The sequence below is a fragment of the Lacinutrix venerupis genome, from assembly GCF_001971745.1.
In the GTDB taxonomy this organism is placed as follows: domain Bacteria; phylum Bacteroidota; class Bacteroidia; order Flavobacteriales; family Flavobacteriaceae; genus Lacinutrix; species Lacinutrix venerupis.
The window spans coordinates 3,136,130-3,161,760 of the sequence record NZ_CP019352.1; the positions used below are offsets into that span (position 1 = coordinate 3,136,130).

Here is a 25,631-nt window from a genome sequence, read left to right on the forward strand (position 1 = left end):
TTATTTTTTGTTTAGGTTTATACTTAAACAAAAACAATGCTTTTTTTCGAAGCTCATTAAAATAAAACAAGACAAATGTCAGACAATAAACGCGTTTTTTTAGTAGACGCATACGCCTTAATATTTCGTGGCTATTACGCCTTTATAAAAAACCCAAGAATTAACAGCAAAGGTCAAGACACCTCAGCTATTATGGGTTTTATGAACTCACTTTTAGACGTTATTAAACGCGAAAGACCAAACCTTTTAGCAGTTTGTTTCGACAAAGGCGGTAGCACAGATCGTGTAGAAATGTTTGAAGAATACAAAGCCAATAGAGACGAAACGCCCGAAGGTATAAAAACAGCCATTCCATACATTTGCCAAATTTTAGAAGCCATGCATATTCCTATCATGGTTAAAGAAGGTTTTGAAGCAGACGATGTTATTGGAACTTTAGCAAAACAAGCCGAAAAAGAAGGCTACCAAACCTTTATGGTAACGCCAGATAAAGATTTTGCGCAATTAGTAAGCGAAAACATTTTTATGTACAGACCCGTTTTTGGTGGTGGTTATGAAACTTGGGGAATCCCAGAAGTTCAGAAAAAATTCGAAGTAACAGATCCTTTACAAGTTATCGACTATCTAGGCATGATGGGTGATGCCAGCGATAATATTCCAGGTTTACCAGGTGTTGGCGATAAAACCGCAAAAAAGTTTTTGGCCGCTTACGGTAGTATGGAAAACTTATTTGCAAATACACATGAGCTTAAAGGTAAAATGAAAGAAAAAATTGAAGCCAACCAAGAGCTTGGTTTACTTTCTAAAAAACTAGCTACAATCATGCTAGATGTACCTGTAGAATTTCATGCTAAAGATTTTGAACTAGATGCACCAGATATAGAAAAGGTAAAAGAAATTTTTCAAGAATTAGAGTTTAGGCGTCTTACAGATAATTTTATAAAAACGTTTGCTGAAGATGCGCCTGCAACTGCAAATACAAATTCAAATACAGCAGAAAAATCTGTTACAAGTACAACACCAACATCTAATGCTGGCGCAGGTCAATTTAATTTATTTGGAGGCGATCCAAATACTACTGAAACAACTTCAGAAAACGCTTTTGAGCGAAAAACGCTTTCAAACACCTCACATTTTTACCAAAGCGTAGCACCAGGAATGGCAACTAAACTATTCATTAAAAATTTAATAAATCAAACCAGTGTGTGTTTTGATACAGAAACTACAGGTTTAAATCCGTTAACAGCAGAGTTAGTTGGTATTGCTTTTTCTTGGGAAACAGGAAAAGGATTCTACTTACCATTTCCAGAAGAAAAACAAGAAGCACAAGCTATTATCGAAGAATTACGATGTTTTTTTGAAGATGAAAGCATTCAGAAGATTGGACAAAATTTAAAATACGACATCAAGGTTTTAGCAAAATATAATGTACAAGTCAAAGGTCCATTGTTTGATACCATGTTAGCGCATTATTTAATAAATCCAGATATGCGCCACAATATGGATGTACTGGCAGAAACCTATTTAAATTATACGCCAATTTCTATTACAGAACTTATTGGTAAAAAAGGCAAGAATCAACTATCAATGCGTGATGTTCCGTTAGACAAACAGACTGAATATGCCGTTGAAGATGCCGATATTACATTACAATTAAAGGAGCATTTTGAAAAAGAATTAGGCGAAGCCAATACACAAAAATTATTTGATGATATCGAAGTCCCATTATTACGCGTTTTAGCAGCAATGGAATTAGAAGGTATTAACCTAGATAAAGACTTTTTAAATAGTTTATCTGGCGATTTAGATAACGAAATAAAAGCCTTAGAAAGTAAAATTTACGAGGTTGCCGGTGAGGAATTTAACATTGCTTCACCAAAACAATTAGGTATTATTTTATTCGAAAAACTAAAGCTAGTCGATAAGCCTAAAAAAACCAAAACTGGACAATACAAAACAGGCGAAGATATCCTGTCTGTATTAGCCAAAGAGCACGAAATTATCCGTGATATTTTAGAATATCGTGGTTTAGCAAAACTAAAAAGCACGTATGTAGATGCCTTACCACTTCAAGTAGAAGAAGCCACAGGACGCGTACATACAGATTATATGCAAACCGTTGCTGCCACAGGACGTTTAAGTAGTAACAATCCTAACCTGCAAAATATTCCTATTCGTACAGAACGTGGCCGCCAAGTGCGTAAAGCATTTATTCCTCGAAATGAAGATTACACACTATTAGCTGCCGATTATAGCCAAATAGAACTACGTATTATTGCTGCTTTAAGTAAAGAGGAAACCATGATTGAAGCCTTTAAAAATGGTGAAGATATTCACGCATCTACAGCCTCTAAAGTCTTTGGCGTACCAATTGAAGAAGTGACGAGAGCACAACGTAGCAACGCCAAAACCGTAAACTTTGGTATTGTGTATGGTGTATCTGCTTTTGGCTTAAGTAACCAAACCGATTTATCGCGTGGTGAAGCCAAAGAATTGATTGATACCTATTATGAAACCTACCCAAAGCTTAAAAAATACATGAGCGAGCAAGTAGATTTTGCGCGTGATAACGGTTATGTAAAAACTATTTTAGACAGACGTCGTTACCTAAAAGATATTAATAGCCGAAATGCAGTTGTTCGCGGTGCAGCAGAACGTAATGCGGTTAATGCTCCTATACAAGGTAGTGCTGCCGATATTATTAAAATTGCCATGATTAACATTTATAACAAACTAGAAGCTGGTAATTATAAAACCAAAATGCTACTGCAAGTGCATGATGAATTGGTGTTTGATGTTTACAAACCAGAACTCGAAGAGATGACAACTTTAATTAAAACCGAAATGGAAAACGCCTTTAAAATGGAGGTGCCATTAGATGTTGAGGTTGATACCGGTTTGAATTGGCTGGAGGCGCATTAAAAATATCTTTTATATAACTTATTTGATTAAAATAAATTCTAAAACTTTTTATATTGAATCAAATATTAATTTGATGAATTTATAAATAATCAGAATTATTAATTTAGAAAATATGTTATTCGATAAAGTAACACTTGAAAATTTAAAATCAGCAATAAAAGACTATAACACTAAAGGTACTCCTGAAGGCTTTAGCACATCAAAGTATTATGATGTGAAAATTAACGGAAAATTATATCCTCCTAAACCAATAATGGCAATTGCAAATTTTTATGCTACTGGAAAAGCCATAAGTAATTACTTTTCTGGAGGAGAAAACACACCTTGTTTTAAAGCTTATGAAAGACTTGGTGTTGAAATAGTTAATAAAACTGAAAATATGGATAAATCTGAAAATTTTGAATTAGTACATGAGTTTTTGAAACAAGCTAAAACTAATAATCTAAAAACTAAACATTTTCAAAAAACCTACAGAGGCACTAAAATAAAAGTAAGTTTTGGTCAAGGAAACTCTGCTAAAATACCATGGATTTCATTCCTAAAAGAACCTTTTACAACGAGTGATGGGATTTATCCAGTTTATTTATATTACAAAAATATAAACATTTTAATTCTTGCATATGGTAAAAGCGAAACTAATACACCTTCAAAAGAATGGAGTATTAATAATCCTGTTACTATATATCAGTATTTTAAAGAAAATGGATTTGAAAAACCAGACAGGTATGGTGATTCATATGTATTTAAAAAATATGATGTAAATCAATTACCTTCTAAGAAAAAACTAAATGAAGATTTAGATAAAATAATTGAAAAGTATTCTCAGGTTGTAGTAAGCAAAACAAAACAAGTGAAAAACATATCAGCTATGAAATTTAATATAAATAGCTTTCAACAATCTTGTAAAATATCTGGCCTAAATTACAAAACAGAACTAATCACAAGATACATTGCCTCATTAGCTACAAAACCTTTTGCTATATTAAGTGGTTTATCAGGTTCTGGGAAAACTAAACTAGCGCAAGCTTTTGCGCAATGGATTGCAGAAGATGAAAACCAATTTTGTATTGTACCTGTTGGTGCAGATTGGACTAATAGAGAGCCACTTTTAGGCTACGTAAATGCGCTAGATAACGAAGAATATATTTTACCAGAAAATGGTGCTTTAAAACTATTAATTGAAGCCAATAAAGAGAAAAATAAAACTAAACCTTATTTTTTAATTTTAGACGAAATGAACTTAAGTCATGTAGAGCGTTATTTTGCAGATTTTTTAAGTATTATGGAATCTAAAGACCTTTTAAAACTGCATAGCGACACTGAAGCAAAAGGCATTGTAACGTCTCATTTAAATTGGCCAAAAAACTTATTTATAATTGGTACGGTAAACATAGATGAAACGACGTATATGTTTAGCCCAAAAGTTTTAGACAGAGCAAATGTTATTGAGTTTAGAGTAAACACAGATGACATCTCTAAATTTTTAGACACACCAACCGAAATTGATTTTACAAACCTAAACGGCAAAGGCGCTGGAATGGGAGAAAACTTTATACAGATTGCATCTAATAAAGATTTTAATACTGTTGACACCAAAGAATTAAATACAAAACTAATCTTGTTTTTTGAGGAATTGAAAAAAACAGGAGCCGAATTTGGCTATCGTACAGCCACAGAAATACACAGACTGTATAATCAGTTAACTACTTTAGATACTGATATGCTTGAAAATGATAAAATAGATATTACAATCATGCAAAAACTATTACCAAAACTCCATGGTTCTAGACGCAAACTCTGTCCTATTCTGGAAACTTTAGCTTCTTTTTGTGTTGTTAAAGATACGGATGTTTTAAAAGCCTTTTTAAACAACAAAGAAAATATAGATTATAAAACAAACACAAGTGTTTTATATCCGTTATCTCTAGAAAAAATTACTAGAATGTACAAAGGCGCAGTAGATAACGGTTTCGCAAGTTATGCTGAAGCTTAACAAATGGAGAAAAAACAATTCATAGAAATAGATTTATCTTACATAGAAGATGGTTTATACTTATGTATCGATGCACAAAAAAAAGGCGATATAGAAGTAGACACAACCAATTTTTATACTAACGAGCCTAAATACCAAATTAAAGAAGGCTGTTTCTATGATTTTGAATTTTCGCATAAAAATGAAACCCAAGCTAAAAATTATCGTCTTTTTTGTAGCGACCAAAGTAATATTGTAAAAAATAGAAAGCGAAAAGAATATATTGGAATAATTGCGCCAAACATATTTGTCGGCACGTTAACCTTTCAAATTTTAAATACTGAAAATCCTAATAAAAAATGGGATTTACAATTAGAAGTTCAGTCTAAAAAAACATCGTATAGACAGGATTATCAGTATATGCTTAATGATATTACATCGAAATGTACAGATTTAATAATTCAAGCAAATTCACCAGTAAGTCATACATTTGAGATAGATCCAGAAACCAAAAACAAAACCTTATACCAACGTTTTGCTTTTATTAGTTCTATAATAAACTCAGAGGAGTTTGAAGACGCTATTCAACGTATTGTAACAAGCCCAACAACAACTTGGACAGAAGAATCTGAGCTAACAGATGTTAGAAAAATTAAACGCTTTAGAAATAGCGAAATTAAACGATTAATAAATTCAGATAATAGACTAAAGCTAACCTCAACGCATCCTTTACATCAAAAAGGACTACAATCTGTTGCCACAAAAATAGAGTCATACAGAAAATTTGAAAGTGTCGACACTTCAGAAAACAGATTTATTAAACATGCTTTAGAAACGTTTTTAAAATTCTGCATGGACATTTCAAATCATCAAAACGCAGGTAAAAGATTAAAAGAAGAAGCTGATACTGTTTCCGAAAAATTAGAAACTCATTTACAACACGATTTATTTAAGTCTGTTTCGCGACCAACTACTTTAAAATTAAATAGTCCAACATTACAGAAAAAAGAAGGTTATCGTGAGCTTTTAAAAGTTTGGCTAAAATACGATTTAGCTGCTCAACTTATTTGGAATGGAGGAGACGAAGTCTATAGTGGCGGAAAAAAAGATATTGCGACGTTATATGAATATTGGTTGTTTTTTAAATTACTTGATGTTTTAAAACATGTTTTTAATATTGAACCAAAAGAATTAGAAAAGTTAATTGTTCCATCAAAAGACAACTTGAGCTTACAGCTTAAACAAGGAAAAGTAACTGCTTTAAAAGGGACGTATACGAAAGCTAATAGACATTTAAATATTCGATTTAATTACAACAGAAGTTTTGCAGGCGGAACAGAAGACATTTCGAAAACAGGAAGTTGGACTACAACTTTAAGACCCGATTACACATTATCTATTTGGCCAACAAAACTAAAAGAAGCTGAAGCTGAAGCCAAAGACCAAATTGTTCATATTCATTTTGATGCTAAATATAAGGTTGCTAACATTAATCAAATATTAGGAGATGATAAAAATGAAGAAGCCTTATCTATAGAGAAAAAAGACAACCTAAAAGGTATTTATAAAAACGCAGATTTATTAAAAATGCATGCATATAAAGATGCTATTAGAAGAACAAGTGGCGCTTACGTTTTATATCCTGGAGAAACGAATAAGCCAATTCGAGGTTTTCATGAAGTATTACCTGGTTTAGGTGCTTTTCCTATAAAGCCTTCAGAAAATGAGAATGAAACCATTTATTTAGAAAGCTTTATAAAAGAAGTTTTAAATCATTTTCTAAATTCAGCTTCACAACGTGAAAATATAGCCCATAAAAGTTATAAAATATATAGTAACGATAAACCTAACAAAATTTTAGAACCAATTCCTGAGTATTTAGATAAGGAAAATAACCATAAAATAATTCCGGACGATACTAATGTTATTGTTGGTTTTTACAATAATAAAACTCAATATGAATGGATTACCAAAAAAGGATTATATAATTTCAGAATGGGTTCTGGTAATGGTTCATTAATTTTAAATAAAGAAACTGTTTCAGCTAAATATTTACTTCTCCATACTCATAAAGATAAATCATCTGGAGACTTATGGAAAATTGTTAGTAAAGGACCAAAAGTATATACAAGATTAAATTTAGAAAAAAAGGGATATCCAAAAGCAAATAAACCATCTGATTACGAAAAGAGTTATTTAATTATCGAATTAGAAAAAATAGATTTAACTGAATTTGGAAATAATAAATGGGATTTCAGAAAATTAAAAAATTACAATATAGGAAATGCTTCTGCAAAACCTTTTACAACAACTTTAACAGAACTTTTAAATTATAAAATTTAGTTGTTACAATTTTAAAAAGAACTTCAATTTATTATTTAACCAATCAAGTCAAAACATTTTCCATTCAAGCTAAACCATAAAACAGTAAATTATTAATTTGTATGTATAAATACACATACTATGATAATTACAAAACTATTAGGATTAACAAGTGCATTAACAAAAAGTAAAAAAGCCAAAATTGCCATTTTACTTATAGAAGTTGGTGTTTTAGCTTATGCTCTTGCAACAAGTAACGAAGAGCAATCTAAAAACAAAAGATTAAATAAATAGATTCAGCTTTTTTTACCCTCAAAAAACTCCATACATTTTATAGCAGGATTTGTTTTTCGGTTTTTAAAAGCATGAACAGAACTGCTAATTATTAGTATTACTGCCGCACTAATTCCGGTATAAGCCACTACACTATTTACTGTATTATTTGCTACATAAATAGCAATTAACGCCCAAGCACCAACAAGAGCAAATTCGCGCATGTTACGTTTCCAAGTTACAATAAGATTTATTAGTGTTGCTATAACTAGCATTAATACAGCCCAAACAGTTGGTGAAATACCAAAACCATCCCAATTGTATTTAACTAACACAGCAGAAACATTTGCAATACTAGCTACTGTAACCCAACCACTGTAAAATACAAATGGCCACCACACAAAAGCTATTACTGTAATTGGCGCATCAAACAATTCCATTTTATTGTTTAATACTATTTTTATTAATGAGAATAATAGTAGAAATATAAATAGGCTTGAAAGTAGTGTATAATTATAAATCCAAGTCACAATCCATAAGCAGTTTGCTACACACGATAATATAAACCACCAACCTGTGGTAAGCACAAAACCATCGTCGCGAACGCTTACAAAAAGGCTACGACTTTGATAGAAAATAAAACCAAATATTAGTAGATAAATAATTCCCCAAATAGAAAAGGCATAACCTGCTGGTGTAAATAAGGTATTGTATTGTGCAGATACTTCACCAATAGTTCTATTATTTAACAAACCTGTACTGGCTAAAAAATTCATGACTATTACACAAATAAATGTAATAGCATTAAGTATTTGAAGGCTTTTTTTCATAGTAGTAATATAATTAAAATATAACTACCAAAATATGAAGTATAAAAATTATATTTAATATTAACGACGTTTCTTTTTCTTTCCTTTATATTTAACCTTATTTTTTCGTTGGTTAAATGGTACCGCATCGTTAAAGGTGTTTTTAGCTTCACCTTTAGGTTTATTTTTTCGCCATTTTTCGGTTTTCTCCGGGAGTAAAACTTTTAATAAGTCTTGACGGCCAACTTTATTCAACGTCTTTTTTATCCACGCTTTATTTTCGTCTTTATACCAAAAGAAAAAACGGTGTTGCTCATCTTTTTCTTTTCTTGTTTTAGGCGTATTTACTTTTTTAAGCGTGTATGGATGGTAACCAGAATAATAAATAACGGTAGCAACCGTCATTGGTGTTGGTGTAAAGCCTTGTACTTGCTCAAGCTGAAAACCCATATCCTTAGTTTCGGCTGCAAGATTTGCCATATCTTCAACTTCGCAAGCTGGATGATTTGATATAAAATATGGTATTAACTGAAGCTTTAAATTCTTTTTAATATTAATTTTATCAAAACGTTCTTTAAACTTATGGAAGTATGTAAACGATGGTTTACGCATTAATTTTAAAACAGGATCACTAGTATGTTCTGGCGCTACTTTAAGTCGACCAGAAACATGCTTCGTCATAACCTCTTCTGTATAATCGTCTAATTCTTTAGGGTCTGCATTTTTATTAAATTCTGGCACTAACATATCATGCCTTATACCTGAACCTATAAACGATTTTTTAACCTTTGGATGTTTATCTACAGCTTTATATAAATCTGTTAATGGTTTGTGAGACGTATCTAAATTACTACATATTACAGGCGAAATACAACTTGGTGCTACACATTTGTCGCAAATAGATTGTACTTTACCTTTCATTTGGTACATATTAGCACTTGGTCCACCAATGTCACTTAAATAGCCTTTAAAATCTGGCATATTAGCAACTTTATCAACTTCTTTCAAAATCGATTCTTGACTACGCGATGCAATAAATTTTCCTTGATGTGCCGAAATTGTACAAAAACTACAACCACCAAAACATCCTCTGTGAATATTTATAGACGTTTTAATCATCTCATAAGCTGGAATTGGTCCGCGCTTATTATATTTTGGGTGTGGTAATCGCGTGTAAGGTAAATCGAAAGACGCATCAATTTCTGCCTCTGTCATGGTTGGATACGGCGGATTTATCATCAACGTCTTATCGCCTACTTTTTGAAAAATACGCCTTGCAGCTAATTTGTTAGACTCCTGCTCTATAATTTTAAAGTTAGATGCATATTTCTTCTTATCCTTCAAACACAATTCATGCGAAGCAATTTCAACATCTATCCAATTGCTATTTTTAGGAATACTCTCATTTTTATCTAAAAGTACAGCTGTTTGTAAAACCGTATTTATACTGTTAAATGGTACGCCTTTTTCTAATAAACGTACTATTTCACGCAATGGTTGTTCTCCCATTCCGTAAACCAACATATCTGCTTTAGAGGTTTCTAAAATTGTTGGCATTAATTTATCGCTCCAATAATCGTAATGTGTAACACGACGCAAAGAACCTTCAATACCACCAATTAAAACTGGAGTATCTGGCCATTTTTCTTTTAAAATTTTAGAATATACAGACGATGCATAATCTGGTCTAAAACCAATATCACCATTTGGTGTATAAGCATCTTTATCTCGTTTCTTTTTATTAGCATTATAGTTGCTAATCATAGGATCCATACAACCACCAGTAACACCAAAAAACAATTTTGGCTTGCCTAGTTTTACAAAATCCTGCAAGTTATCATTAACATTAGGTTGTGGCACAATTGCAACACGTAAACCCATACTTTCTAACAAACGACCAATTACTGCAGGCCCAAATGTTGGATGATCTACATAAGCATCTCCACTAAAAAGAATCACGTCTAGCTCTTGCCATCCGCGGATTTTCACCTCTTTATTTGTGGTAGGTAACCAACTTGAAAGTTTTAATTCTTGCATATTGCTGCAAAAATAGATAAAAAAACATTGCTTTTACTCTTATTAATAAAGCTTTAGCATATATTTGTAGGCTTAATTTTAATTTTAAAATGCATTTTAGCACATCTACATTTTTATTTCTTTTTTTACCATTAGTATTTTTAATTTATTTTTATTCGAAAAACAAGTACAGAAATGCAGTACTTTTAGTTGCTAGTTTAATATTTTACACCGCTGGAGAAAAAGCACTTGTGCTAATAATGATTGCTTCTACAGTTATTGATTATAAATGTGGGCATTTAATAGAAAGTGGAAAGAAAAAATTAGGTTTATACTTATCTTTATTTAGTAATCTTGGTACATTATTCTTTTTTAAATACTTTAATTTTGGAATTGAAAATTTAACCGCAACATTAAACTCTTTTGGTTTTGACTCTAGTTTTACCAACTCTATTCCAAAAGTTATCCTTCCTATGGGTATTAGTTTTTATGTTTTTCAAACTATGTCTTATAGTATTGATGTGTATTATGGCAAAGTTAAAGCAAGTAGAAAGTTTATAAATTTTGCAACCTATGTTACTTTTTTTCCGCAACTAGTTGCTGGACCTATAGTTAGATATCAAGATATTGAACAATATTTAGTTAAAAGAACCATTACAAAAAACGATATTACTATTGGTTTTGAACGGTTTATAATTGGTTTGTCTAAAAAAATAATTATTGCAAATCAATGTGGAAAATTAGCAGACTCTATTTTCGACGGTAGTAATGTATTAGACCTTTCTACACCTTATGCTTGGCTTGGAATAATAACTTACGGTTTTCAAATTTACTATGATTTTTCTGGCTATTCTGATATGGCTATTGGTTTAGGAAGAATTTTTGGTTTTAGAATATTAGAAAACTTTAATTACCCATTTATATCTAAGTCTATTCAAGAATTTTGGAAAAGATGGCACATCTCTCTATCCTCATGGTTTAGAGATTATTTATATATTCCTTTAGGAGGTAATAGAAAAGGAGAAGGCAGAACTTATTTAAATTTAATTATTGTATTTTTTGTTACTGGTCTTTGGCATGGAGCCGCATGGAACTTTGTTATTTGGGGACTTTTTCATGGTGTATTTTTATTACTAGAACGTCTATTTTTAAGCGATTTATTAAAAAAATCATGGGCTCCAATTCAGCATTTTTATACGTTAATGGTTGTAACCTTAGGATGGGTATTATTTAGAGGAAACAACATGAAAGATATTGGCATATATTTTAAAAAACTATTTGTTTATTCTTCTGGAGATTTTAGTAGAGTAGAATTTTTAAACTATTTTGTTTTAAATAGAGAAATAGGATTTTCGTTAATATTAGCTTTAATATTTTCGTTACCAGTTTACAACTATTTTAAAAAGCTACCTTTAAACAAAAACACCTTATTTATTAAGCATAGCTTTTTAGTTGCTATTTTTATTATAAGCTTAAGTTATATCTCTTCTGGGTCTTATAATCCATTTATTTATTTTAGATTTTAAATTATGTTTACTAAAAGAAAAATAAAAATTTCATTCGATTTTAGAACATTAATTTTTGTTCTAATTTTTAGTCCAATGGTATTATCTATAATAAATTTAGGTGTTCAAAAAATTATAAATCCAGGCAAAAAAGTTAAATTAAGTTTTAAAAACAACTACATACCAAAAGACCAATTATTAAGTTTAAATAGAAATATAAAAGAAACATTATTTGGCACACAACTCATTCCAGAACGTGCAGTAAAACTTAAAAACGGATGGTTTGTAATTGGCGATTTTTTTAGTGATGCTTTATCAGAATCTAAAGGCTTAATTGTATTTTCTAAAGAAGAAATAAACCAGCTTAAAAATATTTTAATAGAGAGAAACTCTTGGTTAGAGAAAAACAATATTAAATTTTACCTAACTGTTCCTCCTAACAAGTTAACAGTTTACGATAGTTTAATACCTATTAGAAAAAGAGATAGAAATACTAAAATGGAACAAATAGACTCTTTATGTCAAGCTATAGGTGTTCCATTTATTAATTTAGGCGAAGATTTTAAAAACCATCCAGACAAAAGATTGTATCATAAAACCGATACGCATTGGAATGATTACGGAGGATTTTATGGTTATTCTACAGCTATAAAAAGGTTTGAAAAAGATTTTCCAAATCAAAAATTTAAACATTTCGATTTTAATAAACTTGAGAAATTTACAACTAATACGCTTCATGGAGATTTAGCAAAAATTACTCAAATTGACAATAAAGAAGAGTATTTACACTTAAAATTAGACACTACTTTTGCTGAAGTAATTAAAGAAAAAAAATACCCAATACCGGAAGGCTATAATAAAGAACCTTCTAATTTTGAATTACGCTTTAAAAACAGCAAAGGAAACCTTAAACTTTTAGCATATAGAGATTCGTTTTTTGGATATTGCAATCCCTTTTTCATTGAAAATTTTGAAGAAACAGTATTGTTTTGGGACCATAATTTCAATAAAGACGTAATTCTTAACGAAAAACCCGATATTGTAATTATAGAGGTTTTAGAAAGAGATTTAGATATATTATTATCGAATAAAACATAGCAAAAGAATGATAAATACTAATAAAGAACTCCCATTAGTTTCCATTTGTATACCAACTTACAATGGAGCTAATTACATTGAAGAATCTTTAAATAGTGCCTTAAATCAAACTTATAAAAACATAGAGATTATAATTTGTGATGATAAGTCTAGCGATAATACTATTGCCATTTGCGAAGCTTACGCAAAAAAACATCCCAACATAAAAGTTTTTAAAAATCCAGAAAACTTAGGGTTAGTAAAAAATTGGATAAATGTTATAGAAAAAGCATCCTCTAACTGGATTAAATTTTTATTTCAAGATGATATTTTCGAAAATAATTGTGTTGAAATAATGATGAATGCTGCTTTAAAACACAACGTGAATTTTGTGTTTTGTAACAGAGAATATTTCTTTGATGAAAATATAAACCAAAAGCTACAAAGTTTTTATACTAAAATAGAAAAAACAGACTCTATATTTCCTCACAATACCCTAATAACTCCGGAACAAGCACCAAAAATTATTGGGAAAAAATTATTTAACAATTGTATAGGAGAACCACCATGCTATTTATTTAATAAATCTATAATAAATGAAAGCGATTTTCCTTTAAAATATAAACAGATAATAGATTACGTTTTTGTTTTAAATATTATATCGAAAAACAGCTTCGTTTTTATAAAAGATAGTCTAGTTAAATTTAGAGTACATTTATCTTCAGAGTCTATGACTACTACTGTTAATAAAGATGCTTTTGATAAACTTATTTATGTAAAATATTTTGAGCGTTTATTATTGTGTTACGATTTAATACACAATCCTACGTTTAAACTTTTTAAAGAAAACACACCTTTAAAAGATATTGAACAAATAAGAGATTGGACCACATTAAAATCTTTTAAAAGATTAGATTACAAAAAAGCAAAAGACTTTTACACTAAACAATCTATAAAAGACTTTATAATAAATAAAAACACAAAAAACTATAATCGCCTTAAATACAAGCTATTTAAATTTAAAACCAAATCTTTACGTCACATATACAAAGTCTAAATGCCTTTAATTTCAATTATATTATGCACTTTTAATGGAGAAGCTTATTTAAAAGCTCAAATAGATTCTATATTAAATCAAACTTATAAATCTATAGAGTTAATAGTATGCGACGATAAATCTACAGACAATACTATTTCTATTTTAAATGCTTATGCTCAAAAAGACTCTAGAATAAAAGTAAACTCTAATTTAAACAATCTTGGTTACATTAAAAATTTTGAAAAAGGAATAGCCCTTGCAACTGGAGAATACATTGCGCTATCAGACCAAGACGATGTTTGGGCATTAGATAAAATTGAAAAACTATACAACAATATAAAAGATTACGATTTAATTTATTGCGATTCGTTATTTGTAGATAAAAACTTAAAGAGTTTAAATAAAAAAATGTCGAGCTCTAAAAACATGATTTCTTCCAATAATCCATTACATTTTGCTTTAGACAATTGTGTTTCTGGTCATGCTCTACTTTTTAAAAAACAATTGTGCAATACTATATTTCCATTCCCAAAACTTATTCCGCATGACTGGTGGATTGCTTTTAATGCAACATTAAATGGAGGCATTACTTATTTTAACGAAGCATTGGTAGACTATAGAATTCACGATAATAACACCTTAGTACTAAATAAAAACAGAAAGTCTAAAGAAAATAAAATATATAAGAGACAAGCCAGAGTTTTAGAATTTTATAAAAAATGTCCAGAACATCACTATGCTAAAAAAATACTCTTAAATTTGGAACTTCTTTATAAAAAACCAACCGCAAAAAATAATTTTAAAAAGATAGCTCTCTTTTTAAAACATAAAGAAGAACTATTTATAATTAAGAAGAAAAAATCTTTGGCATTAATATTCTATATATTAAAGCTATACAATAAAATTAAATAACCATGAAAATTACAATTATTAGTTTAGATAATTGGGGATTTAACAGCTATATAGAAAAAAATCTTATTGCTAAAGGTATTGAAACAACTTCAATAAACTTTAACGATTTTACCTATAAATATCCTACTGTTTTTCATAGAATATTTAATTTCTTTTTAAAGAATCTAACAAAAAAGAACTTAAAAGAGATTCATTTAAAAAAACAAATAAATGACCGCATAGAGTCGCTACCAAAACAAGATAAAATTCTAGTTATTAAGTCAGATTTTCTTAACCTAGAAACTTTACTTCAATTAAAAAGTAAAACTAACGAGCTTATAACCTTTATAAACGACAGTATCTCCAGATACCCTAAAATTAAAAAGAATATAAATCTTTTTGATAAAGTATTTTCTTTTGAAAATAAAGATTGTAAAAAACATGGTTTTACTAAAATTAATAATTTTATTTATACCTGTTTAGATACTAAAGAAAACCACCCAATAGAATATCAAGCATTTAATATAAGTTCTATAGACAAAAGAAAAAAAAGCACCTCTTTTTTTGCAGACTACTTTAATACACACAATATCTCTTTTAAAATTATTGTTTTTAGTTTAAAACCAGCCGAAGAACTTAAAAGCAAAGGTATTGTAATAATAAAAAAGCCATACTCAATATCACAAATGCTAGACTATTTAAAAAAATGTAAAGTAGTTTTAGATTTACAGCGTCCTAAACAACAAGGTTTATCGTTTAGAGTATTCGAGTCTTTAGCATTTCAAAAAAAACTAATTACCCTTAATAAAGATATTGTTAAGTACGATTTTTATGATCCTGAAAATATTTTAGTAGTAAAAAACATAAAACACATTTCTATTCCAGATTCTTTTTTAAAAACCGATTATAAACCGTTAGACAAAAAGATTTTAGAAAAATACCATATTTCTAACTGGACTAAACAAGTTTTTAATTTAGATAAATGAAAAACGAAATTAAAATAGCGTTACTTATTTCAACCTACAATTGGCCTAAAGCGCTAAATTTAGTTTTAGAAAGTGTTTTTAAACAAAGTAAATTACCTCACGAAATTGTTATTGCAGACGATGGCTCTTTAGAGAGTACAAAAGAAGTTATAGCCTCTTTTAAACAACAATCTAAAATTCCAATAAAACATATATGGCATGAAGATTTAGGTTTTAGAAAAAGTATTATTCTAAACAAAGCCATTTTAGCTGTTTCTGCAGACTATATTATTCAAATAGATGGAGATATTATATTACATAAACACTTTATAAAAGACCATATTAATAGCAGGCAGGCAAACACATTTTTATTTGGAAGTAGAATTTCCTTAAGTAAAAGCAAAACACAAAGCATACTAAATCAAGGCAATCAAACCATACACTATTTTACAAAAGGATTAAAAAAAAGAAATCGATTACTAAGGCTTCCTTTTTATAAGTACTTTACAAAAAGAGAAAATAAAAATTCGAAAAAAATAAGAGGCTGCAACATATCCTATTGGAAAAAAGATGCAATGGCAATTAATGGTTATAACGAAGCATTTGTTGGTTGGGGATACGAAGATTACGAGTTTATACAAAGACTGGTTAATAATGGTGTTTACGGAAAAAGATTAAAACAAGTAGCTTTACAATACCATTTATACCATAAAGAAGCAGCAAAAGGAGACACTACAATAGGCGATAAGATTTTAACAAATATTATACAAAACAAAATCTGTTTTATAGATAACGGCATAATAAAACAAGATTAAAATGATTGCAAAAAGAAACAACCTAATAGATATTTCAAAATTTATCTTAGCTATAATGGTTGTAGCTGCACACACCGATTTTTTTATAGATATAAATAAATTAATATGGTATTTATTAAAAAACGGTCTTTTTAGAATAACTGTACCTATTTTTTTAATGATTAATGGTTACTATTTTTTTAATATTAACACTAAGCAACACTACATTAAATGGTTAAAAAGAGTTCTTATACTTTATTTAATATGGATGGCTATCTATTTTAAATACTGGCACAAACAAGACACCATTACATTTTTTGAGCTTTTTACTTTTGGCTGGCATCACTTATGGTATTTAGCAGCACTACTATGTTCCGGATTGGTGTTATACTTTTTAAAAAAAGCATCTAACAAGCGATTAACAGCAATAATATTAACACTCTTTCTTTTGGGTGTTTTTATTCAATACATAAAAGTTTATATAAACGTAGATATAGAATTTTTAAACAATATTATTAAAAAACCATATGTAGTAAGAAATTTTATTTTTTTCGGCCTTCCTTTTATGGCTACAGGTCTTTTAATAAGAAGAAACCAAGAAAAGCTAACAAAAAAAACCACTGTAATTACCATAATAGGTTTTATACTATTATTTATTGAAAGCTATATTAATTATAAACTAACTACAAATAAAGGTTTCGATATATTATTCACTCAAATAATAGTGTGTCCAAGTTTATTTATACTAATACTACAAACTAAAATAAATACAAAATTTAATACTAAAACCATATCGCTTTACTCAAGCGCAATTTACTTTAGTCATACAATTCCGTGGATATATATTGTAATGCATTATCAATTTACTAATACAACAATTAGTATTATCACCGTATTAGCAACTATTGCATTATCTTACATTTTAATACAATTAAACAAGAAAATTAAATACTTGCTATAACATAATGAATAAAACATTAAACATACTTGTTACAAACAACCACTTGGTAAACGTTGGAGGCTCAGAAACATTTACATACGCTTTAATTGATGGTTTAAAAAAGAAAGGACATAATGTAGAATATTTTACTTTTGAAAAAGGATTAGTTTCTACTAAAATTGAAAATGAACTAAAAGTACCTTTTCTATCTAAAAAAGAATACGATATTGTTTTTGCCAACCATAATACAACCATTAGCTATTTAAAAAAGAGCATAAAAAGCAAATTTATTCAAACGTGTCATGGTATTTTTCCTCCTTTAGAGCAACCACATAAATATGCCGATGGCTATATAAGTATTTCTCAAGAAGTACAAACACACCTAAGCAATAAAGGCTACAACTCTACACTTATTTTAAACGGTATAGACTGCAAAAGATTTAAAACAACAAAAGCACCACAACCCAAACTAAAATCTGTACTTAGCTTGTGCCAATCTAAAGAAGCCAACACAGCAATACAGCAAGCTTGTAATGCATTAAATTTAGATTTCGAATATTTAGACAAAAACATAAATCCTATTTGGGATATAGAAAATACCATTAATAATCACGACTTGGTTATTGGTTTAGGCAGATCTATTTACGAAGCCATGGCATGCGGAAGACCAGTTTTAATTTACGATAATCGATCCTATGCAGATTCTTTTGCCGATGGTTATTTAAATAAAGAAATTTTAAACAACAGCATAAAAAACAATTGCTCGGGTAGATATTACAAATATAAGTTCTCTGTAAACGATTTAGTAAACGAAATAAAAAAATACGACTACAAAGACGGACAATTTTTTAGGGACTTTGCATTAAAAAACCTAAACATCGAACACCAATTAGATACTTATTTAGAAGTTGCCAATAACACCAAAGTAAATAAAATTAAGCAACTACGTTTTAAGTTTAAGCAATTTAGAGAAAGGAATAAACAAGCTAATTAATAATTTTTATATTAAAAACACACTTATTTTAGTTTTTAAGTAGCTTATTAACAAGAATTCGTGGTTATTAAATGGCTGATTTTTAAAAAATAGCAAGGAAATTAACAAATCGCGAAAACATATCAACAAAGTTATTAAATAAAATACCCTATACTATTTGGTAATCAAGAAGATTGTCGTAAATTTGCAAACTCTTTTTGAGAGAGGAATGTTTAATCGACTCGTATAAAATCGGGTCAAAAATTTAATTAATAACGTGGATACATTAAGCTACAAAACCGTTTCGGCAAACAAAGCAACTGCAGATAAGCAGTGGGTTTTAGTTGATGCTGATGGTCAAACCTTAGGGCGTATGTGCACTCAAATCGCAAGATTATTAAGAGGAAAGCACAAGCCAAGCTTCACACCACATGTTGATTGTGGAGATAACGTAATTGTTATCAATGCAGAAAAAATCAACTTAACAGGAAACAAGTGGACAGATAAATCTTATATCCGTCACACAGGTTACCCAGGTGGTCAAAGAAGTTTAACTGCTACTGAATTGTTTGGAAAAGATCCAGCAAGATTAGTAGAGAAATCTGTAAAAGGAATGTTACCTAAAAACAAATTAGGAGCAGCTCTTTTTAGAAACTTAACTGTTGTTACAGGAACAGAGCATGCTCACGAAGCTCAAAAACCTAAAACAATTAACTTAAACGAATTCAAGTAATGGAAGTATTACACAAAATTGGTCGTCGTAAAACGGCTGTTGCTCGTGTTTACCTTAAAGAAGGTAAAGGAAACATCACGATTAACAAAAAAGATTTAAAAGACTACTTCGATACAGCAACGTTACAGTACAAAGTAAACCAACCGTTAGCATTAACTAACAACGAAGGTAACTTTGATATTTCTGTAAATGTATTTGGAGGTGGTATTACTGGTCAAGCAGAAGCTATCCGTTTAGCAATTTCTCGCGCAATGTGTGAGTTAAACGACGAAAACAGAGGTATTCTTAAACCAGAAGGTTTATTAACTAGAGACCCAAGAATGGTAGAGCGTAAAAAATTCGGACAGAAGAAAGCGCGTAAAAAATTCCAATTCTCGAAACGTTAATATTATCCTTCAACAGTATTGTATATTATCAATACTGTTGAGACAAAACAAAAAAATAAAACAGTTATTGTTGTCCTAGCCTAAAAGCAGGATTTAGTTTAGCATCTAAATGAAGCCATAAGCTATAAAGCCCAATGGAACATTGCTAATTCAACAGAACGTAAACTATTACAAAATGGCAGTAGAAGTAAAAGAATTACTTGAAGCAGGTGTACACTTCGGTCACCTTACACGTAAGTGGGATCCAAACATGGCGCCTTACGTATATATGGAGCGTAACGGTATCCATATTATAAACTTATACAAAACAGCAGCTAAGATTGACGAAGCTGGAGAAGCTTTAGCAAAAATTGCAGCCTCTGGTCGTAAAATCTTATTTGTTGCTACAAAAAAACAAGCAAAAGACATCGTTGCTGAAAAAGCAGGTAGCATTAACATGCCTTACATCACAGAAAGATGGCCAGGTGGAATGTTAACTAACTTTGTTACTATTAGAAAAGCTATTAAAAAAATGGCTACTATTGATAGAATGAAGAAAGATGGAACCTTTTTAACTTTATCTAAAAAAGAACGTCTACAAGTAGACCGTTTAAGAGCTAAGTTAGAAAAAAACTTAGGTTCTATTGTAGACATGACGCGTCTTCCAGGAGCTTTGTTTGTTGTAGATATTAAACGTGAGCATATCGCGATTAAAGAAGCACAGAAATTAAACATTCCTATTTTTGCAATGGTAGATACTAACTCAGATCCACGTCAAGTAGATTACGTTATACCAGCAAATGATGATGCTTCTAAATCAATCGATAAAATATTAACGCACGTTACTGAAGCTATTACAGGTGGATTAAACGAGCGTAAAGCTGAAAAAGCTGAAAAAGCTGAAGGTAAAGCAAAGCCTGCACCAGCAAAAAAAGCTAAAGCAGCTAAAGAAGAGGAAGAATAAATAACAATTTCGAAACATTTATAAGTCGTTTAATTCTTTTCTTTACCGAAATAAATTGAACGACTTTTTTAAATTACACACATTATGAGTGAAGTAAAAATTTCAGCAGCAGAAGTAAACAAATTAAGAAAAGCAACTGGTGCAGGTATGATGGATTGTAAAAAAGCCTTAGTAGAAGCTAAAGGAGATTTTGATGCAGCCATTGATGTATTACGTAAAAAAGGACAAAAAGTAGCAGAAAAAAGAGCCGACAGAGAATCTTCTGAAGGTGCTGCCGCTATTAAAATAAACGATAACAATACTGTTGGTGTTGCTATTGTATTAGGATGTGAAACAGATTTCGTTGGTAAAAACGAAAACTTCTTAGCACTTGCTAACGAATTAGCAGAAAAAGCAATCAACTTTGATAGCAAAGAAGATTTCTTAGCATCAGATTTTGGTGGTATGACTGTGTCTGAAAAATTAGTTGAACAAACAGGTGTTATTGGTGAGAAATTAGAAATCAATGCATTCGAAAAGTTAGAAGCTCCTTACGTTGGTTCTTACGTTCACATTAATAAAATTGGTGCTTTAGTTGGTTTATCTGAAGCTAACGAAGAAGTAGCTAAAGATGTAGCAATGCAAGTAGCTTCTATGGGAGCAACTTCATTATCTTACAAAGGTTTTGATGCAGAATATGTAGCAAACGAAACTGAAGCAAGAATTGCAGTAATAGAAAAAGATAACGAAGAGTTAGCACGTTTAGGTAAAACACTTAAAAATGTACCTCAATACATTTCTATGGCACAATTAACTCCAGAAGTTATGGCACAAGCTGAAGCTGATGCAAAAGAGCAGTTAAAGGCTGAAGGTAAACCAGAACAAATCTGGGATAAAATTTTACCAGGTAAAATGGAGCGTTTCGTATCAGACAACACAACTTTAGATCAAGAACAATGTTTACTTGACCAAAAGTTTATTAAGGACGAAAAGCAAACCGTTGCAGATTACGTGGCATCTAAAAATGTTGAAGTAACTGCCTTTAAACGCGTTTCTTTAGGATAACAAATTCCTGCGAAAGCTGGAATTTCATCCAATTTATTTAAAAACATATAAAACCATTACTCTATTTTTAGAGTAGTGGTTTTTTTGTGTTTAAAAACAATATCACTTCTTTATAGAAAAAACTCAATTACGGTTTTTACCGTAATCAAATCTTTAAAAAACCAGTAATTTAACTATAAATTAACATATAGTCGGTATACAAAAACCCTAATTCATTATTTTTAACAAATAGCAAAAATTATTAGTACACACATTGAAAAGTAACGTTCGCTCACTGTAAGTACGCTTTCCCTCAAAACTAGTTTTAATAGCAACCAAAAAGGTTTAATATTAAACCACTAAACTAATTTAAAACGTTTCGTAAATGAAAAACAAACAAACAAACAAACAAACAAACAAACAAACAAGTTAAGACATTATGTTAGGCTAGGCATCCTTCTATTTGGAGTCTCTATTTTTAGTATCTCCTTCCAAAAGGATGACGATTTTAAACAAATTATTGTTAACAAAGAAGATAATAATGGTTTAATTTTTAAAACTATAAATGAAACCGAAGTTATTTCTAATAAACAAATTAAAAAAAAACTAAATACATTAAATAGAAAATCAGATTCAAACTATGCAAATCGTGATGTATATCTAGAGGAATATGATTTTACAATTTCAACAGATGCTGTAAACTACTTAGAAACAGAAGATGGAACATATCATTCTTATACATTTAGAGTTATAAGAACTATAAATAATGGGTTAAAAGAAAATCTACTTTTTAGTTTAAATGAAGAAGGAAATTACGATAGTTTTTTAATAACTTACAATCTAACAGCCCAAGAGTAAATAGACTTTGTAAACAATAACTTTGTCGATATTGAAAATAAAATTTCTATCTCTAGTATTGATGGTATTAGTTTACCAGATAATTTTTTAAGTAAAAAATCTATAGATTGTATTGATATCACTTTTGAATATTGTTCGTACAATAATCCTAACCATCCTTCTGGTAGAAATCCAGCCGGAAATAAATGTCCTGGTTATACAACTGGAGAAAAAGAAATTTGCGATTATATTGATGATTATTATAATCAAGATAATAACGACAACGGAGGAGGAGATGCAGGCACATCTACAGGAGACTCAGGGACAACTACAAACTCTAATGGCACAGGCGAGGCAACTGGTGGAGGAAGCCAAACAGAAGACCCAGAAAACGATTACGACCCAACAGATCAAGATATCCATGGTAATAATCCCGTTTTAACTAACCCTAATTTTGAGGAGCCTACTGTGGATAAAAAATGTAAAGACTTAAAACGTGTTGGTAATTCTCCTTATTTAGCAAGCGAGTCTATAGCTTTAGAAAATAATCTTAATGATAATGCAGAATCTGGATTTGGTATAAAAATTACAAATAGTTTTCCTTTTTTAGATAGTAATCCTTTAGTAAATACAAGTATAAATGGACTAAGCAATCCACAAGCACCAGTATATTTTGCTATAACACATAATCACTACAATGGGACTTTCGAAATGTTTGGTCATGGAGACATACACGCTTTATATAGTCTATCTCAAACATTCAATTATAATTTAGCAAACACTATAGACGAAAATGGAACTGGTATTGGAGACCCGGTGACTTTCGATATCTCTAATATTACTGTATTTGTGGTAGTAACAGACAATACTTACGCTATTAAAATAGATGATATTACTAAATTAGCTACTATTCAGCAACATTTTATTAATAAAACAAGAATGAATGAATTTGCTGCTCTTTTAGAAGATGCTTATAAAGATGTAAATGTTGATAGTAATGGAGTTAAAAGACAAAATCCTGGAGATGCGGATCAAAATAAATTAGCAGAAGCTTTTATAAAATTTGTAAGCGAAACACACGATTTTGGTATTTCTTTATATACATCTACAAACGATGCTGCACAATCTAATGGTAATAATAACTGGAAAAAATTAACTTTAGACGAAGATGGTAAATTATTAAAACAAAACTGTAACTAAAAAAACAAAGATTATGAAAAACATATTATATACAATAGCACTAACTTTTGCATTTTTATCATGCAAAGCACAACAACCAATTGTACCATTATATTTTGGTGGAGGATATGCAAGTACGGAAAATGCATATTATAAAGACACAAATAACGATTTCAATAAGTTTATTGGCACTTGGAAGCATACAAATGGTAATGAGGAATTCACAATTATATTAAAAAAGAAAACTTTAGTCTCTCGTACTCTTAATAACATTACATACTATACAGATTACCTATATGGAGAATATAAATATGTAGATGCTAATGGTGTTGAATTGGTGAACACATTAAGTAATATTAGTAGTGCATTTACTAGCTTATCAGATTATAAAATATTTGGAAATAGAATCCTTAATAAATATTATGCTCCTGTATGTGATGACTGCACAGAGGACGAAAGAAGAGTAAAATTAAATTTAACAGATCCAGTAAGGAGTTATATAGATATAAAAATAACTTTAAGAACTGTACCTAATGCATCAAATAGTAATATTAATGATATAACACTAGTTGTATCTGAAGGATATTCTATAGTTCCTACTGGACAACCCGCAGATAGTAGAATTCCTGCTAACGATTTTAGGCTAATTAAACAGTAAATTCAACAAGAAGTAAAGCAAAACTTTACTTCTTGTTTTTTATTTTTTTTAAAATGACAAATACACTTTTTACTATAATAACAATCTTTACATTACTTTCATGCAAAGCACAATCTCCTATAATTAGCTTAGAGGAACCTGTACCAGATGAAATAGAAAATGCTTATTATAAAGACACTAATAATATTCTTGACCCATTTGTGGGCACATGGGTATTAAACGATGGTACAAAATATTTAAAAATTGTATTCGAGAAAAAAGTTATGGTAAATACTGGAAACTATTATGAAGATTTATTAATAGGAGAATTTCAATATAAAGAAAATAACATAGAACTTGCAAACACATTACCTAAGCTTACAGACACATCAATAACTAATGCATATGATTACAGTATTGATGGAAATTATTTTAAAACAAACCAGACACCTTTCGACAATACCTCAGATAATTTTAGAATGAGTCTTGTTATGGTAGAGCCTAATGGCTGCGTAAGTGATTTAGATGTAAGAGTCACTACAGTAAATGGACAAGAAGCTATAGAAATATTTAAGCGTGGTGGAATTGTAACTATAGAACCAGGAGAGGCAGCGTCACCAGAACCTATTATACCAGGAGGATTTTACTTCTTAATAAAACAATAAGAGTTAGTAATAATAATTTAAAACCACTACTCTAAAAATAGAGTAGTGATTTTTTTGTGTTTAAATTTTTAACTTTAGATTATCTAAAAAAAGAATTATTATGAAAAACATATTATACACAATGGTACTAACTTTTACATTTTTATCGTGTAAAGCGCAAAGTACTATAATTGGTTTATACGAAGGCAACGAATATGGGAAAACCGAAAATGCTTATTATAAAGACACGAATAACGATTTCAATAAGTTTATTGGCACTTGGAAGCATACAAACGGTAATGAAGAATTCACAATTATATTAAAAAAGAAAACACAAATTATGTTTACCTATAATAATAAAACATTCTATGAGGATGTAATTTATGGAGAATATAAATATGTAGATGCTAATGGTGTTGAATTGGTGAACACATTAAGTAATATTGATAGTGCATTTACTAGCTTATCAGATTATAAAATATTTGGAAATACAATCCTTAATAAATATTATGCACCTGTATGTAATGATTGCACAGAGGACGAAAAAAGAGTGAAATTAGTAATAATTGATCCTTTAAGAGACTATCTAAGCATAAGAATTGTTTTAAGAACAGTCCCAAATGCTACAAACCCAAATATAAACGACGTTAAATTAGTGTTTACTGGTGGTGGCTGGTCTGATGTTCCAGAAGGGCAACCTACTACCACTAGAATACCTACTAACAATTTTAGACTAATTAAACAGTAAATT

22 protein-coding genes are annotated in these 25,631 nt (G+C 29.9%); 20 read left to right on the top strand and 2 right to left on the bottom strand.

Annotated elements, in window-relative coordinates:
• The first annotated feature begins 75 nt into the window (after window positions 1-75).
• The 4 genes from polA to BWR22_RS14380 all read left to right on the top strand — a co-directional run bounded on the left by polA (window position 76) and on the right by BWR22_RS14380 (window position 7,510).
• On the top strand, window positions 76-2,922 hold the full coding sequence (gene polA / locus BWR22_RS14050) for a DNA polymerase I (protein WP_076734277.1): 2,847 nt from the start codon (window positions 76-78) through the stop codon (window positions 2,920-2,922).
• A 112-nt stretch (window positions 2,923-3,034) separates the two neighbouring features.
• Window positions 3,035-4,915, top strand: coding sequence for an MrcB family domain-containing protein (locus tag BWR22_RS14055; RefSeq protein ID WP_076734278.1), 1,881 nt, complete (start codon window positions 3,035-3,037; stop codon window positions 4,913-4,915).
• Between the two features lie 3 nt (window positions 4,916-4,918).
• Window positions 4,919-7,237, top strand: a complete 2,319-nt coding sequence (locus BWR22_RS14060) for a DUF2357 domain-containing protein (protein WP_076734279.1) — start codon at window positions 4,919-4,921, stop codon at window positions 7,235-7,237.
• A 120-nt stretch (window positions 7,238-7,357) separates the two neighbouring features.
• Window positions 7,358-7,510 carry a hypothetical protein gene (locus BWR22_RS14380; RefSeq protein WP_156875602.1) on the top strand — a complete coding sequence of 51 codons (153 nt, stop codon included), beginning with the start codon at window positions 7,358-7,360 and terminating at the stop codon, window positions 7,508-7,510.
• Window positions 7,511-7,512: 2 nt separating this feature from the next.
• Here the strand turns inward: BWR22_RS14380 and BWR22_RS14065 are convergent, their stop codons facing one another.
• Together BWR22_RS14065 and BWR22_RS14070 are read right to left on the bottom strand one after the other, a co-directional pair.
• A complete protein-coding gene (locus BWR22_RS14065) occupies window positions 7,513-8,319 on the bottom strand; it encodes a hypothetical protein (protein WP_076734280.1) in 807 nt (268 codons plus the stop codon).
• 60 nt (window positions 8,320-8,379) lie between these two features.
• Window positions 8,380-10,335 (bottom strand): YgiQ family radical SAM protein, encoded by a 1,956-nt coding sequence (locus BWR22_RS14070; RefSeq protein WP_076734281.1) that lies wholly within the window; start codon window positions 10,333-10,335, stop codon window positions 8,380-8,382.
• 89 nt (window positions 10,336-10,424) lie between these two features.
• Between BWR22_RS14070 and BWR22_RS14075 the strand changes: the two genes are divergently transcribed.
• The 16 genes from BWR22_RS14075 (at window position 10,425) to BWR22_RS14155 (ending at window position 25,628) form a co-directional block, all read left to right on the top strand.
• On the top strand, window positions 10,425-11,840 hold the full coding sequence (locus BWR22_RS14075) for an MBOAT family O-acyltransferase (RefSeq protein ID WP_076734282.1): 1,416 nt from the start codon (window positions 10,425-10,427) through the stop codon (window positions 11,838-11,840).
• A gap of 3 nt (window positions 11,841-11,843) precedes the next feature.
• Entirely contained in the window at window positions 11,844-12,917 is a 1,074-nt protein-coding gene (locus BWR22_RS14080) for an alginate O-acetyltransferase AlgX-related protein (protein ID WP_076734283.1), read from the top strand.
• 7 nt (window positions 12,918-12,924) lie between these two features.
• Window positions 12,925-13,953: a glycosyltransferase family 2 protein gene (locus BWR22_RS14085; RefSeq protein ID WP_076734284.1), complete on the top strand. Its 1,029-nt coding sequence runs from the start codon at window positions 12,925-12,927 to the stop codon at window positions 13,951-13,953.
• Complete coding sequence (locus BWR22_RS14090) at window positions 13,954-14,847, top strand: glycosyltransferase family 2 protein (protein WP_076734285.1); 894 nt, start codon at window positions 13,954-13,956, stop codon at window positions 14,845-14,847. It begins immediately after the preceding gene.
• Window positions 14,848-14,849: 2 nt separating this feature from the next.
• Complete coding sequence (locus BWR22_RS14095; RefSeq protein WP_076734286.1) at window positions 14,850-15,812, top strand: hypothetical protein; 963 nt, start codon at window positions 14,850-14,852, stop codon at window positions 15,810-15,812.
• Window positions 15,809-16,606: a glycosyltransferase family 2 protein gene (locus tag BWR22_RS14100; RefSeq protein WP_076734287.1), complete on the top strand. Its 798-nt coding sequence runs from the start codon at window positions 15,809-15,811 to the stop codon at window positions 16,604-16,606. The genes BWR22_RS14095 and BWR22_RS14100 overlap by 4 nt, the downstream gene beginning before the upstream one ends.
• Before the next feature lies 1 nt (window position 16,607).
• On the top strand, window positions 16,608-17,546 hold the full coding sequence (locus BWR22_RS14105; protein WP_076734288.1) for an acyltransferase family protein: 939 nt from the start codon (window positions 16,608-16,610) through the stop codon (window positions 17,544-17,546).
• 4 nt (window positions 17,547-17,550) lie between these two features.
• Window positions 17,551-18,519, top strand: a complete 969-nt coding sequence (locus tag BWR22_RS14110; protein ID WP_076734289.1) for a glycosyltransferase family protein — start codon at window positions 17,551-17,553, stop codon at window positions 18,517-18,519.
• Window positions 18,520-18,775: 256 nt separating this feature from the next.
• The gene (gene rplM, locus BWR22_RS14115) at window positions 18,776-19,231 is read left to right on the top strand and encodes a 50S ribosomal protein L13 (protein ID WP_076734290.1); all 456 of its coding nucleotides are present in this window, start codon (window positions 18,776-18,778) and stop codon (window positions 19,229-19,231) included.
• Entirely contained in the window at window positions 19,231-19,617 is a 387-nt protein-coding gene (gene rpsI / locus BWR22_RS14120; protein ID WP_076734291.1) for a 30S ribosomal protein S9, read from the top strand. Before rplM ends, rpsI begins: the two co-directional genes overlap by 1 nt.
• Window positions 19,618-19,792: 175 nt before the next feature.
• Window positions 19,793-20,560, top strand: a complete 768-nt coding sequence (rpsB, locus tag BWR22_RS14125; protein ID WP_076734292.1) for a 30S ribosomal protein S2 — start codon at window positions 19,793-19,795, stop codon at window positions 20,558-20,560.
• 84 nt (window positions 20,561-20,644) lie between these two features.
• Window positions 20,645-21,604: a translation elongation factor Ts gene (tsf, locus tag BWR22_RS14130; RefSeq protein WP_076734293.1), complete on the top strand. Its 960-nt coding sequence runs from the start codon at window positions 20,645-20,647 to the stop codon at window positions 21,602-21,604.
• Between the two features lie 1,284 nt (window positions 21,605-22,888).
• Entirely contained in the window at window positions 22,889-23,620 is a 732-nt protein-coding gene (locus BWR22_RS14140; RefSeq protein ID WP_076734295.1) for a hypothetical protein, read from the top strand.
• Between the two features lie 13 nt (window positions 23,621-23,633).
• Window positions 23,634-24,257, top strand: coding sequence for a DUF6705 family protein (locus BWR22_RS14145; RefSeq protein WP_076734296.1), 624 nt, complete (start codon window positions 23,634-23,636; stop codon window positions 24,255-24,257).
• Window positions 24,258-24,310: 53 nt separating this feature from the next.
• Window positions 24,311-24,901 carry a DUF6705 family protein gene (locus BWR22_RS14150; protein WP_076734297.1) on the top strand — a complete coding sequence of 197 codons (591 nt, stop codon included), beginning with the start codon at window positions 24,311-24,313 and terminating at the stop codon, window positions 24,899-24,901.
• 100 nt (window positions 24,902-25,001) lie between these two features.
• Window positions 25,002-25,628 (top strand): DUF6705 family protein, encoded by a 627-nt coding sequence (locus BWR22_RS14155; protein WP_076734298.1) that lies wholly within the window; start codon window positions 25,002-25,004, stop codon window positions 25,626-25,628.
• Window positions 25,629-25,631 lie beyond the last annotated feature (3 nt).

Bases quoted from the DNA above. Each gene is read 5' to 3' on its own strand.
- rpsB (WP_076734292.1), top strand. From the start codon at position 19,793: ATGGCAGTAGAAGTAAAAGAATTACTTGAAGCAGGTGTACACTTCGGT.
- BWR22_RS14155 (WP_076734298.1), top strand. From the start codon at position 25,002: ATGAAAAACATATTATACACAATGGTACTAACTTTTACATTTTTATCG.
- BWR22_RS14060 (WP_076734279.1), top strand. From the start codon at position 4,919: ATGGAGAAAAAACAATTCATAGAAATAGATTTATCTTACATAGAAGAT.
- rpsI (WP_076734291.1), top strand. From the start codon at position 19,231: ATGGAAGTATTACACAAAATTGGTCGTCGTAAAACGGCTGTTGCTCGT.
- BWR22_RS14055 (WP_076734278.1), top strand. From the start codon at position 3,035: ATGTTATTCGATAAAGTAACACTTGAAAATTTAAAATCAGCAATAAAA.
- BWR22_RS14090 (WP_076734285.1), top strand. From the start codon at position 13,954: ATGCCTTTAATTTCAATTATATTATGCACTTTTAATGGAGAAGCTTAT.
- BWR22_RS14085 (WP_076734284.1), top strand. From the start codon at position 12,925: ATGATAAATACTAATAAAGAACTCCCATTAGTTTCCATTTGTATACCA.
- BWR22_RS14070 (WP_076734281.1), bottom strand. From the start codon at position 10,335: ATGCAAGAATTAAAACTTTCAAGTTGGTTACCTACCACAAATAAAGAG.
- BWR22_RS14100 (WP_076734287.1), top strand. From the start codon at position 15,809: ATGAAAAACGAAATTAAAATAGCGTTACTTATTTCAACCTACAATTGG.
- BWR22_RS14110 (WP_076734289.1), top strand. From the start codon at position 17,551: ATGAATAAAACATTAAACATACTTGTTACAAACAACCACTTGGTAAAC.
- BWR22_RS14380 (WP_156875602.1), top strand. From the start codon at position 7,358: ATGATAATTACAAAACTATTAGGATTAACAAGTGCATTAACAAAAAGT.
- BWR22_RS14080 (WP_076734283.1), top strand. From the start codon at position 11,844: ATGTTTACTAAAAGAAAAATAAAAATTTCATTCGATTTTAGAACATTA.
- polA (WP_076734277.1), top strand. From the start codon at position 76: ATGTCAGACAATAAACGCGTTTTTTTAGTAGACGCATACGCCTTAATA.
- BWR22_RS14095 (WP_076734286.1), top strand. From the start codon at position 14,850: ATGAAAATTACAATTATTAGTTTAGATAATTGGGGATTTAACAGCTAT.
- BWR22_RS14065 (WP_076734280.1), bottom strand. From the start codon at position 8,319: ATGAAAAAAAGCCTTCAAATACTTAATGCTATTACATTTATTTGTGTA.
- tsf (WP_076734293.1), top strand. From the start codon at position 20,645: ATGAGTGAAGTAAAAATTTCAGCAGCAGAAGTAAACAAATTAAGAAAA.
- BWR22_RS14105 (WP_076734288.1), top strand. From the start codon at position 16,608: ATGATTGCAAAAAGAAACAACCTAATAGATATTTCAAAATTTATCTTA.
- BWR22_RS14150 (WP_076734297.1), top strand. From the start codon at position 24,311: ATGACAAATACACTTTTTACTATAATAACAATCTTTACATTACTTTCA.
- BWR22_RS14075 (WP_076734282.1), top strand. From the start codon at position 10,425: ATGCATTTTAGCACATCTACATTTTTATTTCTTTTTTTACCATTAGTA.
- BWR22_RS14145 (WP_076734296.1), top strand. From the start codon at position 23,634: ATGAAAAACATATTATATACAATAGCACTAACTTTTGCATTTTTATCA.